This is a genomic window from Pseudomonas sp. PDM18 (assembly GCF_014852585.1).
In the GTDB taxonomy this organism is placed as follows: Bacteria; Pseudomonadota; Gammaproteobacteria; order Pseudomonadales; family Pseudomonadaceae; genus Pseudomonas.
In genome coordinates this window covers 356,097-370,030 of record NZ_JACVBX010000003.1, presented here as the reverse complement: position 1 = coordinate 370,030, position 13,934 = coordinate 356,097, and the positions used below count along the sequence as shown (strand labels likewise).

12 protein-coding genes and 1 pseudogene are annotated in these 13,934 nt (G+C 66.7%); 6 read left to right on the top strand and 7 right to left on the bottom strand.

Translation table 11 applies throughout. From position 1 onward, the window contains the following. Window positions 1–42: 42 nt before the first annotated feature. From IB274_RS09650 to ada, 3 genes are all read right to left on the bottom strand, one after another. Entirely contained in the window at window positions 43–951 is a 909-nt protein-coding gene (locus tag IB274_RS09650) for a glutamate/aspartate ABC transporter substrate-binding protein (RefSeq protein ID WP_045217115.1), read from the bottom strand. A 238-nt stretch (window positions 952–1,189) separates the two neighbouring features. Next, the gene (locus IB274_RS09645) at window positions 1,190–1,804 is read right to left on the bottom strand and encodes a phosphatase PAP2 family protein (RefSeq protein WP_192431731.1); all 615 of its coding nucleotides are present in this window, start codon (window positions 1,802–1,804) and stop codon (window positions 1,190–1,192) included. 75 nt (window positions 1,805–1,879) lie between these two features. Continuing rightward, a complete protein-coding gene (gene ada, locus IB274_RS09640) occupies window positions 1,880–2,941 on the bottom strand; it encodes a bifunctional DNA-binding transcriptional regulator/O6-methylguanine-DNA methyltransferase Ada (RefSeq protein WP_192431730.1) in 1,062 nt (353 codons plus the stop codon). 136 nt (window positions 2,942–3,077) lie between these two features. Between ada and IB274_RS09635 the strand changes: the two genes are divergently transcribed. The 5 genes and pseudogenes from IB274_RS09635 to IB274_RS09615 form a co-directional block, all read left to right on the top strand. Then, window positions 3,078–5,429, top strand: a complete 2,352-nt coding sequence (locus IB274_RS09635) for an ATP-binding protein (RefSeq protein WP_192431729.1) — start codon at window positions 3,078–3,080, stop codon at window positions 5,427–5,429. A 101-nt stretch (window positions 5,430–5,530) separates the two neighbouring features. Beyond that, window positions 5,531–6,712 (top strand): two-component system response regulator, encoded by a 1,182-nt coding sequence (locus IB274_RS09630; RefSeq protein ID WP_192431728.1) that lies wholly within the window; start codon window positions 5,531–5,533, stop codon window positions 6,710–6,712. Window positions 6,713–6,784: 72 nt separating this feature from the next. Next, complete coding sequence (locus IB274_RS09625) at window positions 6,785–7,681, top strand: PA4780 family RIO1-like protein kinase (RefSeq protein WP_081517288.1); 897 nt, start codon at window positions 6,785–6,787, stop codon at window positions 7,679–7,681. A gap of 5 nt (window positions 7,682–7,686) precedes the next feature. Beyond that, window positions 7,687–8,238 carry a nucleotidyltransferase family protein gene (locus IB274_RS09620; RefSeq protein WP_192431800.1) on the top strand — a complete coding sequence of 184 codons (552 nt, stop codon included), beginning with the start codon at window positions 7,687–7,689 and terminating at the stop codon, window positions 8,236–8,238. A gap of 246 nt (window positions 8,239–8,484) precedes the next feature. Next, a pseudogene (locus IB274_RS09615) lies at window positions 8,485–9,370 on the top strand (EamA family transporter); the annotation flags it as partial. An 88-nt stretch (window positions 9,371–9,458) separates the two neighbouring features. On the opposite strand, the gene cueR reads toward IB274_RS09615, so the two are convergent. The 3 genes from cueR to IB274_RS09600 form a co-directional block, all read right to left on the bottom strand. Beyond that, complete coding sequence (gene cueR / locus IB274_RS09610; RefSeq protein ID WP_081517293.1) at window positions 9,459–9,860, bottom strand: Cu(I)-responsive transcriptional regulator; 402 nt, start codon at window positions 9,858–9,860, stop codon at window positions 9,459–9,461. A 50-nt stretch (window positions 9,861–9,910) separates the two neighbouring features. Next, window positions 9,911–12,316, bottom strand: a complete 2,406-nt coding sequence (locus IB274_RS09605) for a heavy metal translocating P-type ATPase (protein ID WP_192431726.1) — start codon at window positions 12,314–12,316, stop codon at window positions 9,911–9,913. A 103-nt stretch (window positions 12,317–12,419) separates the two neighbouring features. Further along, window positions 12,420–12,902: a hypothetical protein gene (locus IB274_RS09600; protein WP_192431725.1), complete on the bottom strand. Its 483-nt coding sequence runs from the start codon at window positions 12,900–12,902 to the stop codon at window positions 12,420–12,422. Between the two features lie 153 nt (window positions 12,903–13,055). Here IB274_RS09600 and IB274_RS09595 point away from each other — a divergent pair, with 153 nt between their 5' ends. Then, window positions 13,056–13,253: a heavy-metal-associated domain-containing protein gene (locus IB274_RS09595; RefSeq protein ID WP_081517296.1), complete on the top strand. Its 198-nt coding sequence runs from the start codon at window positions 13,056–13,058 to the stop codon at window positions 13,251–13,253. A 37-nt stretch (window positions 13,254–13,290) separates the two neighbouring features. Here IB274_RS09595 and IB274_RS09590 read toward each other — a convergent pair whose 3' ends face one another. Next, the gene (locus tag IB274_RS09590; protein WP_192431724.1) at window positions 13,291–13,923 is read right to left on the bottom strand and encodes a TetR family transcriptional regulator; all 633 of its coding nucleotides are present in this window, start codon (window positions 13,921–13,923) and stop codon (window positions 13,291–13,293) included. Window positions 13,924–13,934 lie beyond the last annotated feature (11 nt).

Genomic DNA, 13,934 nt, shown 5'->3' with positions numbered 1-13,934 from the left:
CCCCGCGCAGCTACGCCTTGTGGGCGCAGCCGCGCGCGACCGTTACATCTGCTCGGCAGACTTGTCGGTCGGATTGGCGATCAGCTTCTTGAGCTCATCACTCATCGGGAAGTTGAGGTTCAGGTTCTTCGGCGGGATGGGCTGCATGAACCACTTGTCGTAGATCTTGTTCACTTCACCCGAGGCGAAGGTGTCGGAGATGGCCTTGTCGACCACCTTCTTGAACGGTGCGTCGCCCTTGCGAACCATGCACGCGTAGATCTCGTAGGACTGCGGCTTGCCGACCACGTGCCAGTCGTCGGGCTTCTTGGCCTTGGCCATTTCGCCGTAGAGCAGCGCGTCGTCCATCATGAAGGCCACGGCGCGGCCGGATTCGAGCATCAGGAAGGACTCGCCATGGTCCTTGGCCGAGATGATGTTCATGCCCATCTTCTGGTCGGCGTTCATCTGCTTGAGCAGGCGCTCGGAGGTGGTGCCGGCGGTGGTCACCACGTTCTTGCCCTTGAGGTCCGGGAAGTCGTTGATGCCCGAGCTGGTCTTGGTCAGCAGGCGGGTGCCGACCTCGAAGATGCCGACGGAGAAGTCGACCTGCTTCTGGCGCTCAAGGTTGTTGGTGGTGGAACCGCACTCGATGTCCACGGTGCCGTTCTGCACCAGAGGGATACGGGTCTGGGAGGTCACCAGGTTGTAGCGCACTTTCAGGTCGGGAACGTTCAGCTCTTTCTTCAGGGCTTCGACGACCTTGATCTGCAGGTCGTGGGAATAACCCTCCGGCTGACGCGGATCGCTGCCGAGGTAGGAGAAGGGGATGGAGGCGTCACGGTGGCCGAGGACGATGGTGCCGGAGTCCTTGATCTTCTTCAGGGTACCGGTGAGTTCTTCGGCGACGACGGGAGTGGCGAGCAGGGCTGCGACAATGGCGACGCCCAACGCACGGGGTGCGAAACGCATGGAGACTACCTCGACTGGTTGTGTTTGTTATTCAGTCCTGCGCCGGCGAGGCTCACTCCAGGCCGGTCGCATGTTCGAGGTGGAGCAGAGCAGGCTCCGTGCCAAGCTTCTCTTGTTTGGGTAAATTATTGAATTGTAAGGATTAATTGGTTTCCTGTGGGCGTGAAAAAACGACGCCTCGTTCGGTCATCCGGATATTCGTCGAATTATCGTTCGGAAATCCGAACGAATCGCCCGCTCAGACGTCCGGATGGCCGGCCCACTGGCCGCGCTGATACGGCTGGTCGCGATCGGCCAGGTGCGCAGCGATGCGCTCCAGCAACTGATGCGTCGGGGCGCGCACGCCGGTGACCGTCTGCGCCATGCTTACGGCCAGCACCAGCGCGAGCAGCGCCGGGCGAAAGGCCGGCAGGTGGATACGCGTGGCGCCGAGGAAGGCCGCGCTGGTGCCCAGGCCCAGCGCGAGGCCGGCACAGACCTCGGCCGGCGAGTGCACGTTGAGCGCCAGCCGCGAGAGGCCCACCAGCACCGCGATGACTGCCGCCAGCCCAGCGGCGACAAGACCGGCGCGGCGCGAGCTGAACAGTTGCGCGGCCAGGGTCGGCAGCACGGCGCCGGACATCATGCTGTGGCCGGAGATGCCGGTGAAGTTCAGGTTCGGAATCCCGATTCCCCAGCCCATGAAGGCCAGCTTCGAAGCCACCACCACCGCGGTCGAGAATCCGAACAGCATCGCCCATAGCCCGGCCTTGGCGGTCTCGCGGCGGTACAGCAGCCAGCAGAACACGAACACGGCGGTTGGTGCCAGCAGGGAGCTGTCGCCGAGGCGGGTGATCAGGGGCCAGAGATTCATGGTGGTGGTTCGGAAGGGGCGGGGAAAAGTCCGCCAACATAGCACGGCGCCCCTGCGCGCCGTGCGTGACCGGGGTCAATCCGCCTCGGCGCGCTGACCGGCGGCATCTTCCTCGCGGCGCAGTAGTTCGCGCTTGCGCGGCAGCCCCCAGCGGTAACCGCCTTCGCCGCTGCCGCCGACTACGCGGTGACAAGGCACCAGCAGGCCGACGTTGTTGCTGGCGCAGGCGCGGGCGATGGCGCGCGGGTGGGTGCCCAGTTGCTCGGCCAGCTCGCCGTAGCGCCGCGTCTCGCCGCTGGGAATGCGCGTGAGTGCGCGCCAGACGCGCAGCTGGAAGGCGCTGCCATGCAGGTCCAGCGGCAGGTGCGCGGCCTGCTCGGGCTCTTCGAGCTGGGTGATCACTTCGCGCAACCAATCGCCCAGGCCCGCGTCGTCGCGGCTGCGTTGGGCGGCAGCGAAGCGTTCGGCCAGTTGGCGTTCCAGTTCGTCGGCCTCGTCGGCAAACAGCAGCGCACACACGCCCTTGTCGGTGGCCGCCAGCAGCACCAGCCCCAGCGGGCAGGGCGCGATGGCGTAGCGCAGCCGCTCGCCGGCACCTTTCTGCCGACGTTGCGCGGGGCTCAGCGGCGTTGCGCTTTCATAGAGGGCGCGAGTGCCGGAATAGCCGGCCTCCAGCGCGGCATCGAGCACCGAGCGCGCTTGCGGCAGGGCGGCGGCCAGGCGTTGCTCGCGGCGGGATTCCGCCCAGGCCCGTGGCGTCAGCCCGGTGCGGGCCTTGAAGGCGCGGGCCAGGTGCGAGGCGGAGAGGCCAATGCGCCCGGCCAGCTCCTCCAGGGTAAGCGGCTTCTCGGCCTTGTCGAGCAGCTCGCAGGCCGCGGCTACCAGCGCGTCCAGCTGTTCGCGCGGGCTCGGGCCACGCGGCGAGCAGCGTTTGCAGGGGCGGAAGCCGGCGGCCTCGGCCGCTGCGGGGGCGGTGTGGAAGGCCACGTTTTCCCTTGATGGCCGACGTGCCGGGCAGTTCGGCCGGCAGTAGACGCCGGTGGAGCGCACGCTGAAGACGAAGCGCCCCTCGTAGCGCGCATCGCGCTCGCAGACCGCCTGCCAGCAGCGCTCGGGGTCAAGTCGGGAAGTCGTCACGGCAGCTCTCCGGGGCAATGGCTGTTGGGGCGATTGTCCGTCCCGACACGAAGTGCAGCAATCCGCATCGCGTTTTCAAACTCGAAGCGCGGAGGCAAGGGCTACGCTTGCTGGGGTATTCCTTGAATAAGACCCCATGCCCTTGCGCCGATTATGCCTGTGCTGCCTTCTGCTGCTCCTCGCGCTGAGCGCTCCGACCCGTGCCGCGAACCTGGCGCTGAGCGAGCAGGAGCGAGCTTTCATCTCAGCCCACGAGCCGATCCGCGTCGGCCTGTTCCGCGCCGGCTGGCCGCCGTTCGAGGTGATCGACGAGTTCGACCAGTTCCACGGCATCAGCGCCGATTACCTGCAGTTGCTGTCCGAGCGCCTGGGGATGAAGGTCCAGCCGGTGCTCTACAACACCTGGGAAGAGGTACTGGCGGCGGTGAAGGCCGGCGAGGTGGATCTGCTGCCGTCCATGGCGGCTACCGATGAGCGCCAGCACTTCCTGAGTTTCACCCAGCCCTATGTCACCACCAGCAGCCTGATCTTCGCCCGACGCGACAGCACTATTCGTACGCTGGACGACCTCTCCGGACGACGGGTGGCGGTGGAGCATGGGTACGCCGTCCACGAGTTGCTGACCAAGGCGGTGCCGGGGATCGACTTCGTGCTGGTCGAAGACTCTCCCAGCGCGCTCAAGGCGGTCTCCACCGGGCGCGCCGATGCTTATGTCGGCAACCTCATTACCACCACGTTCCTGATTGAGCAGCTCGGCCTTTCCAACATGGAAGTGCGCGGCGACAGCGGGCTGGGCAACAGCCAGGTGCGCTTCGCCCTGCGCAAGGAGCTGGAACCGCTGGTGCCGCTGCTGGACCGCGCCCTGGGCAACATCACCCGCAGCGAGCAGGAAGCAATCGAGGCGCGCTGGCTGCCGTCACTGGATGTCTTCGACTGGATGAACCTGCTGCAGATCGCCTGGCCGTGGGTGGTGGGCTTCCTTGCCCTGCTGACCTTCGTGCTGGTGTGGAACCGCCGGCTGTCGATCCAGGTGGCCGAGCGCGCCCGCGCCGAGGCTGAGGAGCGGCGCCAGCGCAGCACCCTGCTGGCGCTGATCAACTCGATCCCCGACCCGATCTGGTTCAAGGACACCCAGGGGCGCTACCTGGGGGTCAACCAGGCCTTTGCCGACTGCCTGGGGCGCTCGCCGCAGGACATAGTCGGGCGCAGCGACCAGCAGATGTTCAGCCGCGCCGCCGGCGCCGGACGCCAGGAGCGCGACCGGCAGGCTCTGACCGAGCGCGAGCCCTACGCCAGCGAAGGCTGGGTGGTCTATCCCGATGGCCGGCGGGTGCTCTTCGACACCCTGCGCAGCGCCTTCCACGACGACCAGGGCCGGTTGCTCGGCCTGGTCGGCGTCAGCCGCGACGTCACCGCGCGCAAATCCACCGAGCTGGCACTGGCCGAGGCCCGCGACCTGGCCGAGGAAGCGGCGCAGCTCAAGAGCGACTTCCTCGCCAACATGAGCCATGAGATTCGCACGCCGCTGAACATCATCATCGGCCTGGCGCACCTGCTGCAGGAAACCACCCTGGACCCTCAGCAGGTGGACTACCTGGGCAAGATCCAGGGGTCGGGCCAGTACCTGCTGGAGCTGATCAGCGACATCCTCGACCTGTCCCGCGTGGAGGCCGGCAAGCTGGAGTTCGAGCACATCGGCTTCGACCTGGAGCGCCTGCTCGGCGAGCTGTTCGACCTGTTCAACATCCGCGCGGCGAGCAAGGGCCTGGCGGTGCGCTGCGAGATCGACCCGCGGGTGCCCGCCCAGGTAGTGGGGGATTCGCTGCGGCTGCGGCAGATCCTGATGAACTACGGCAATAACGCGCTGAAGTTCACCGAGCAGGGCGAGGTGGTGCTGATTGTCCGCCTGGAAGACGAGGACGAAGACAGCCTCCAACTCTACTTTGCCTTCCGCGACACCGGCATCGGCATCACCGAGCTGCAGCAGGAGCGCCTGTTCGAGTCCTTCCAGCAAGCGGACAGCTCGATCACCCGCCGTTATGGCGGCTCCGGCCTGGGCCTGGCGATCTGCAAGAAGCTGGCGGAGGCAATGGGCGGCAGCGTCGGGGTGGAAAGCGAGCCGAACCGCGGCAGCCTGTTCTGGTGCCGGCTACCCATGGGCCGGGTGGACGACTCGGTGAGCCTGAGCCTGCAGAACATCAGCCACGAGCCGCTGCCGGTGCCCATGCTGCCGGCGGCCTCGGCCGCTCCGGCGCTGCTGGAAAGCGGCAACGTCGCCGAGGTCGAGCAAGTCTGCCGGCGCCTGGCGCACCTGCTGGCTGCGGACGACCCGCGCGCCGGACGATTGCTCGGCGAGCGTGCAAGCCTGCTGCGCAGCGTCTTCAATGAGGGCTACGAGGGCATTGCCACGAGCGTGCGGCGTTTCGAGTTCGAACGAGCCCTGGAAAGTCTGGTGAATCTCGCGAGGGAGCGCGATATCCGGATCTGACCGGGCGGATAGGCAAGAAAGGTGCGATAGGAACACGCGGACAGTGCCGTGGTCCGATCACCCATGGCATGTCACGAATCTGACCGATGCGAGGAGTTGCGATGGATAGCATGCTGGACCGGCCGGAGCAGGAGATGATCCTGGTGGTGGACGATCAGCCGGACAACCTGATGCTCATGAGCGAACTGCTCATGGACCGCTATCAGGTGCGCGTCGCCTCCAGCGGGCCGAAGGCGCTGCGCCTGATGCAGAGCGACCCGCGCCCGGACCTGGTGCTGCTCGACATCATGATGCCGGAGATGGACGGCTACGAAGTCTGCCGCCAGCTCAAGGCCGATCCGCTGACACGCGATATCCCGGTGATCTTCCTCACCGGCATGGTCAGCGCCGCCGACGAGCAGAAGGGCCTGGACCTGGGCGCGGTGGATTACCTGACCAAGCCGATCAGCCCCCCGGTGACCCTGGCGCGCATCCGCGCGCACCTTAACCTCAAGGCCAACTCCGACTTCCTCCGCGACAAGAGCGAGTATCTGGAGCTGGAGGTACGCCGACGCGCGCGCGAACTGCAGGCCATCCAGGATGCCACCCTGGAAGCCATGGCGACCCTTTGCGACCTGCGCGACAACCCCCACAGCAACCATCTGGTGCGCATCGAGCATTACATGCGCCTGCTAGGTAGTGCGCTGTCCCTGCACAACGAGTTCGCCGCCGAGCTGTCGGTGGAGAACATCGAGCTGCTGGTGCGCTCGGCGCAACTGCACGATATCGGCAAGGTCGCCGTGCCCGACCGCATCCTGCACAGCCCCGGCCAACTGGAAGAGGCCGATCGGCTGATACTCGAAAGCCACACCACCGTTGGTCGCGACGCCCTGGCGGCGGCCGAGCGCAAGCTGGGCTCGCCGGCGGAATTCCTGAGATTCGCCAAGGAAATTGCCTACAGCCACCACGAACACTGGGACGGCAGCGGCTTCCCCGAGGGGCTGGCCGGCGAGCAGATTCCCCTGGGCGCGCGGATGCTGTCGCTGATCGACTGCTATGACGAACTCACCTGCCGCCACGCTTACCGCTCCTCGCTGAGCCCGGGCGAAGCCGCCGAACGTATCAAGGCTGGCGCTGGCAGTCAGTTCGACCCGCGCGTGGCCGAGGCTTTCAGCGAGGTCGCCGAAGGCTTCGCCAACATCGCCCAGCGCTACGCTGACAGCGACGAGGCGCTCGGGCTGGAACTGCAGCGGCTGGAAGACGCGGTGGTGGAAAGCATCGAGCTTACGCCGCCTGAACCTTGATCGCGCTGGGCGGTTGCCGAGGATTGCCGTATAAGGAGCGCAGCGCCCCAGAGAGGTACGCCAGGAAGCCTGATGAAAACCCCGAAACGCCTGGAGCCGTTGATCGAAGACGGCCTGATCGATGAAGTATTGCGCCCGCTGATGAGCGGCAAGGAAGCAGCGGTCTACGTGGTGCGCTGCGGCGCCGAGCTGCGTTGCGCCAAGGTCTACAAGGAAGCCAACAAACGCAGCTTCCGCCAGGCCGCCGAGTACCAGGAAGGCCGCAAGGTGCGCAACAGCCGCCAGGCCCGCGCCATGGCCAAAGGCACCAAGTACGGCCGCAAGGAACAGGAAGACGCCTGGCAGAACGCCGAGGTGGCTGCGTTGTTCCGCCTGGCCAACGCCGGCGTGCGTGTACCCAAGCCGTACGATTTCCTCGACGGCGTGCTGCTGATGGAGATGGTCGCCGACGAAGAGGGCGACGCCGCGCCGCGCCTGAACGACGTGGTGATGGAGCCCGAGCTGGCCCGCGACTTCCACGAATTCCTCATCCGCCAGATCGTCATGATGCTCTGTGCGGGCCTCGTGCATGGCGACCTGTCGGAATTCAACGTGCTGGTCGGTCCGGACGGTCCGGTGATCATCGACCTGCCGCAGGCCGTGGACGCCGCCGGCAACAACCACGCCTTCCGCATGCTCGAGCGCGACGTGGGCAACATGGCCGCGTACTTCGGCCGCTTCGCCCCGGAGCTCAAGTACACCCACTACGCCAAGGAAATGTGGGCCCTCTACGAGGACGGCAAGCTGCAGCCGGACACCCCGTTGACCGGGCACTTCGACGATCCGGAAGATGAGGCGGACGTGGATTCGGTGCTGCGGGAAATCGCCGAGGCCATGCGCGAGCAGGAGCGCCGCGAAGCCGGCCGCGCCGCCCAGGACGCCCCGCCGCAACGCGACGAGCCTCCGCCCCCGCCGTGGGAGCAGGCCTGAGCCCATTGCCCGGCGAGTCGGAGCTTCTGGCACTGATCGCCGGGCAACCCGAACGCCTACATCTGCTGCGCGTGGTGCGCGATCACGGCCCGGAAGGCGCCTGGATCGCTGCCGGTTTCGTGCGCAACGCGGTGTGGGACGCTTTGCACGAATACAGCGAGCCGACGCCACTCAGCGATATAGACGTGTTGTATTTCGCGGCCGACAACCTGGAGCCCGAAGCAGACTACGCCTGGGAGCGCCGGCTGCTGGAGGCCTGCCCGGACGCGCCTTGGTCCGTGCGTAATCAGGCGCGGATGCACTTGCGTAACGGTGATTCGCCCTACCGGAATTGCGGAGATGCAATGTGCCACTGGCCGGAGGTCTGCACGGCGGTAGCGCTGCGCTTGCGGGGGGATTCGCTGGAACTGCTGGCGCCGTTGGGCATCTCGGAAATCTGGGAACTGCGCGTCCGGCCGACCGAGCATTTCCGCGCCAAGCCGCACCTCTACCGCGAGCGTATCGCCGCGAAGAACTGGTCGGCGAGCTGGCCGAAGCTGCGCATCGAGACCCTGTAAATCCTCTTCGCCGATATTGCCGTCATGCTCTGCGTGGGATGGGTGGAGCGCAGCGATACCCATGCTGATGGTTTCCCGGGATTGATAGGTATCGCTTCGCTCCACACCATCCTACACACGGTTCCTGTTTTGGCCTGGGTTGGATTCCCGTCTGGTCTTGCGAAAGAACTGTAAGCCCTCAACTGTATCCATACATTTCAGACGCGGGCTGTTAGTTTTGCCTGATCCTACCCCGAGCGCTCTGCCATGCCCCTCCGCCACGTTCTCCTCGCCCTGCTGGTCACCCTGATCTGGGGCGTCAACTTCGTCGTGATCAAGGTCGGCCTGCACGACTTCCCGCCGCTGCTGTTCTGTGCCCTGCGCTTCGCCCTGGCGGCGCTGCCGTTGATCTTCCTGCGCGGCCCGCTGCCGGCGCCGTTCTGGCGCATCGTGCAGATCGGCGTGCTGCTGGGTGTGGTCAAGTTCGGCCTGCTGTTTGTCGGCATGCACATCGGCATGCCGGCCGGCCTGTCGTCGCTGGTGCTGCAGAGCCAGGTGTTCTTCACCGTACTGATTGCCGCCGCCTTCCTCGGCGAGCGCCCCAGCCCTCGCGCGCTGATCGGCCTGGCGCTGGCTGCCGGCGGCCTGCTGCTGATCGGCCTGGAGCGCCCGATGGGCGACAGCCTGGTGGCCTTCCTGCTGGTGATCGCCGCCGCGCTGGCCTGGGCCTTCTCCAACATCGCCACCAAGCGCTCCGGCGCCAGCGACATGTTGCGCCTGATCAGTTGGGTCAGCCTGATCCCGCCGCTGCCACTACTGGTGCTGTCGTGGATATTCGAAGGCCAGGAGGCCATCGAGCACGCCGTGCTGAATATCAGTTGGGGAGGGGCGGGGGCGCTGCTCTACATCGCCTTCCTCGCCACCACCGTCGGCTTCGGCCTGTGGAGTTTCCTGCTGCGTCGCTACCCGGCCAGCCAGGTCACGCCCTTCGCCCTGGCCGTGCCGGTGTCGGGCCTGCTGTCGGGCTGGCTGTTCCTTGGCGAAGACCTCACCACCCAGGACTGGATGGCGTGCGTACTGGTGTTCGTCGGCCTCGCCGTGACCGTGCTGCCGGCTTCGCTGTGGCGTCGCCGCGCAGTGGCCAGCGCGTAGGGCGGATAAAGCGGAACGCTTTATCCGCCGTTATCCGATATGGCGGATAACGCCTGCGGCGTTATGCACCCTACGGGATGGAATAGCCTTCAGTGACAGCAATTCCCCGACTCCAGGTCCTTGAGGATCGGGCAGTCCGGGCGGTGGTCGCCCTGGCAGTGGTCGCTCAGCTCCTGCAGGGTGTCGCGCAGGCTGCTGAGTTCGGCGATCTTGCGGTTGAGTTCGTCGATGTGCCGGGCGGCCAAGGCCTTCACATCGGCGCTGGCGCGGGCGCGGTCCTGCCAGAGGGCGAGCAGTTGGCCGACTTCCTCCAGCGAGAAGCCGAAGTCCCGCGAGCGGCGGATGAACGCCAGGGTGTGCAGGTCCTGCTCGCTGTAGTGGCGGTAGCCACTGGCGCTGCGGCCGGCGGGGGCCAGCAGGCCGGTGGATTCGTAGTAGCGGATCATTTTCGCGGTCAGACCGCTCTTCTTCGCCGCTTCGCCGATGTTCATGCCGATCTCTCCTGAGCGAACGCCCGCGCTCTTTCGGCGCGGGCGCGGGCTTATTGGTGGTCCTGGGGTTTCCAGCGCTTGAGCAGCAGGGCGTTGCTCACCACGCTGACGCTGGAGGCGGCCATCGCCGCGCCGGCGACCATGGGGTTGAGCAGGCCGAAGGCAGCCAGCGGGATGCCCACCAGGTTGTAGATGAACGCCCAGAACAGGTTCTGGCGGATCTTTGCGTAGGTGCGCCGGGAAATATCCAGCGCCGCCGGAACCAGGCGCGGATCGCCGCGCATCAGGGTGATGCCAGCGGCGTGCATGGCGACGTCGGTGCCGCCACCCATGGCGATACCCACGTCCGCCGCGGCCAGTGCCGGGGCGTCGTTGATGCCATCGCCGACCATCGCTACGACCTTGCCTTGCTGGCGCAGTGCGCCGACCACGGCGGCCTTGTCGCCGGGTAATACCTCGGCGTGCACGTCGTCCAGGCCCAGGGCGTCGGCCACGACCTTGGCGCTGCCACGGTTGTCGCCGGTGATCAGGTGGCTGGCGATGCCGCGCTCGCGCAGGGCGTCGATGGCGATCTTCACGCCTTCCTTGAGGCTGTCGCCGAAAGCGAACAGGGCGATCACCCGTGCCTGCGGCTCGCGCTCGATGAGCCAGGACAGGGTGCGGCCTTCGGCTTCCCAGCGCTGTGCCGATCCAATGAGTGCGCCGGGCTGCAGCTGGGCTTCGTCGAGCATCCGGCGGTTGCCCAGGGCGAGCAGACGGCCGTTGATGCGGCCCTGGATGCCTCGGCCGGTCAGAGCCTGGGTAGCCTCGGCAGCGGCAGGGTTCAGGCTGCGTTCGGCGCAGGCGTCGAGCACGGCGCGGGCCAGCGGATGCTCGCTGCCGCGTTGCAGGGCGCCGGCCAGGGCGAAGGCCTCGGCCTCGTCACCGTTTGCCGCGAGGTTAGTGACGCGCGGCTGGCCTGAGGTGAGTGTGCCGGTCTTGTCGAAGGCCACGGCAGTCACCGCGTGGGCGACTTCCAGCGCCTCGGCGTCCTTTATCAGGATGCCGTGTTTCGCCGCCACGCCGGTGCCCGCCATGATCGCGGTCGGGGTGGCGAGGCCGAGGGCGCAGGGGCAGGCGATGACCAGCACGGCCACGGCGTTGATCAGTGCCTGTTCCCAGCCGGCGCCGGCGATCAGCCAGCCGACCAGGGTGACCAGGGCGATGCCGATCACCACCGGGACGAATACGTTGCTGACTTTGTCCACCAGCTTCTGAATGGGCGCCTTGGCGGCCTGGGCGTCTTCCACCAGGCGGATGATTCTGGCCAGCACGGTCTCGCCGCCCAGCGCAGTGGTCTTCACGCGCAGCACGCCTTCGCCGTTGATAGCTCCGCCGGTGACAGGATCTCCGACGTCCTTGGGCACCGGCAGGCTTTCGCCGGTGATCAGGGCTTCATCGGCGTGGCTCTGCCCGGCAAGGACTTCGCCGTCCACCGGGAAGCGTTCGCCGGGGCGTACCAATACTTCGTCACCCAGGCGCAGTTCGGCGATGGCGACGTCCTCCTCGACGCCGTCCCGAACGCGGGTGGCGCGCTCCGGGCGCAAGGCCTCAAGGGCGCGGATGGCAGCGGCGGTCTGGCGCTTGGCGCGGCTTTCCAGGTACTTGCCGAGCAGGATCAGGGTGATGACCACGGCGCTGGCTTCGAAGTACAGGTGCGGCATCTGCCCGGGAGCGGCGGCGTACCAGAGGTACAGGCTCAGGCCGTAGCCGGCGCTGGTGCCCAGGGCGACCAGCAGGTCCATGTTGCCGCTGCGGGCGCGCACTGCCTTGTAGGCGGACACATAGAAGCGTGCGCCGATGAGGAATTGCACGGGGGTGGCGAGGAGGAATTGCACCCAGGCCGGTAGCATCCAGTGCTGCCCGATCCAGTCGCCCACCATCGGCAGCACCAGCGGCAGGGACAGCAGGATAGCGGCGGCCAGCCACCAGCGCTCGCGCGCCAGACGGGCAACCGCCGGGTCCACGGCGGGCTGGTCGGGTTCGATGGGGCGGGCCTTGTAGCCGGCCTTGTCGACGGCGGCGATCAGCGCGCCGGCATCCACTGCGCCGAGCAGTTCGACGTGGGCGCGCTCGCTGGCCAGGTTGACGCTGGCCGAGCGCACGCCGGGAACCTTGTTCAGGGCGCGTTCGACGCGGCCGACGCAGCTGGCGCAGGTCATGCCTTCGATGCTCAGTTCCAGGCTGTGGGCCGGTACCTGGTAGCCAGCCTGTTCGACGGCGGCCACCAGCGCCGGCAGGGTCTCACCGCTGGATGGCGCGGCGAGCTGCACGCGGGCCTGCTCGCTGGCGAGGTTGACGCTGGCGTCCTGCACGCCGGGCACTTTGCGCAGGGCGCGCTCGACCCGGCCTGCACAACTGGCGCAGGTCATCCCGGAGACGGGGAGGTCGAGTTCGATGGGGTTGGCGCTGTTCATGGGGCTTCTCCCTGAAGTTCCCCGATAGCATCAACCTTGACACGAGGGCAAGGTCAACCCTCGTTTGCTGTCATCTTGTCGCAGGTCAAAGCCGAGGCCGGGATCAGCTGCCGCTGGAGACCGGCATGAGATACAGCCCGCTCTCGCTGTTGGCGATGCGGAACTTGCGCACTTCGCCAGCGTGCAACTGCACCGACTGTGCGCGCAACGGCTGGATGCCACTACGGCAGAGGCCGGAGTTGGCGGTCTGCAGGCGCAGGGAAACCTCGCCCGGCGGCAGGTTCAGGGCGATTTCACCTTCGGGCTGCAGGCGCGAGACCTTTTCGTCCTGCACATATAGGTCGATGTCGCAGGCGGTGCCGGTATCCAGCCGCTCGCGGCTGACGATCAGCACGGCATAGGCGACCGGCTGGGCGTCGGGCACCGGCCAGGAACCGGGCGTGCTTGGCGGTGGCGTGGCCGGGGAGGTGGGTACGGCCGGCGCCGAGGGTTCCTCGGGCATGCCGTCGGCCCAGGCACTGAAGGGCAGGCTTGCGAAGGGCAGGGCAGCGGCGAGGCCGGCGGCAATTAAAAGGGAACGGCGCATGGCGTTCTCCGACGAGTCAGCTATTTCCGCAGCTTGGCTGAGAGGCTGACGTAGGACAAGTGCAAGGAGAGGGCAACGCGAGAGGCTTGACCTTGCCACGGTGGAAAGGTTGAGACTGCATCCAACGCTTCAATCCATTAGAGGAGAGATTCCATGCACACCTTCAATGTCAAAGGCATGAGCTGCGGACACTGCGTGCGCGCCATCACCCAGGCTGTACAGGCGCTGGACGCGGCGGCGGACGTGCAGGTCGACCTGGGCGCCGGTGAAGTCCGCGTCGCCAGCCGGCTGGACGAACCCGCGATCCTCGCGGCGATCCGCGAGGAAGGCTACGAGGCCGAGGCGGCCTGAAGTGTCATCCCTTCCGGGCCGGCGTCCTGCCGGCCCCTTATGCCTGCGCCGGGTGCCAGTCGCGTATCAGGCCACGGAACACGGCGTCGAACAGCTCGCGGGTTTCCTGTAGCGGGTCGAACAGGGCCGGGTCGCGCAGCCAGTCGCTGAGCAGGCCGAAGATCATCGCATGCACCGCGCGCGAGGCAATCTTGGGCGACACGCCGGGCATCAGACGCGTGCGGCAATCCTCGCGGTTGAACAACTGCTCGCAAAGTTCGATGAATTGCCGGACGAACTGGTTGTGGCGCTCCTCGGCGTCGCGCAGTTCATCGGTGAACTCGCAGCGCTGCAGGAGGATGGTGAGGATGCGCCGACGCTGTTCATCGCGGGCGAGGTTCTCGACCACTTCCACGCTGAGCTGGAACAGCGATTCGATCGGGTCGTGACCATCGCACCCGGACAGCCGCTGTGCCAGTTGCTCAGGCGGCAGGCGAACCTGGTTGAGCATGTCGTTGAACAGGTGCGCCTTGTTCTGGAAGTGCCAGTACACCGCTCCGCGAGTGACGCCAGCAGCGCGCGCGATCTCTTCCAGGCTCGTATTTGAGACGCCTTTCGCAAAGAAAAGGCCTTCAGCCGAGTCGAGAATCGTCTGACGGGTTCGTTCCGAATCTTCTTTAGTTCTTCGCATGGCGCTTGGTG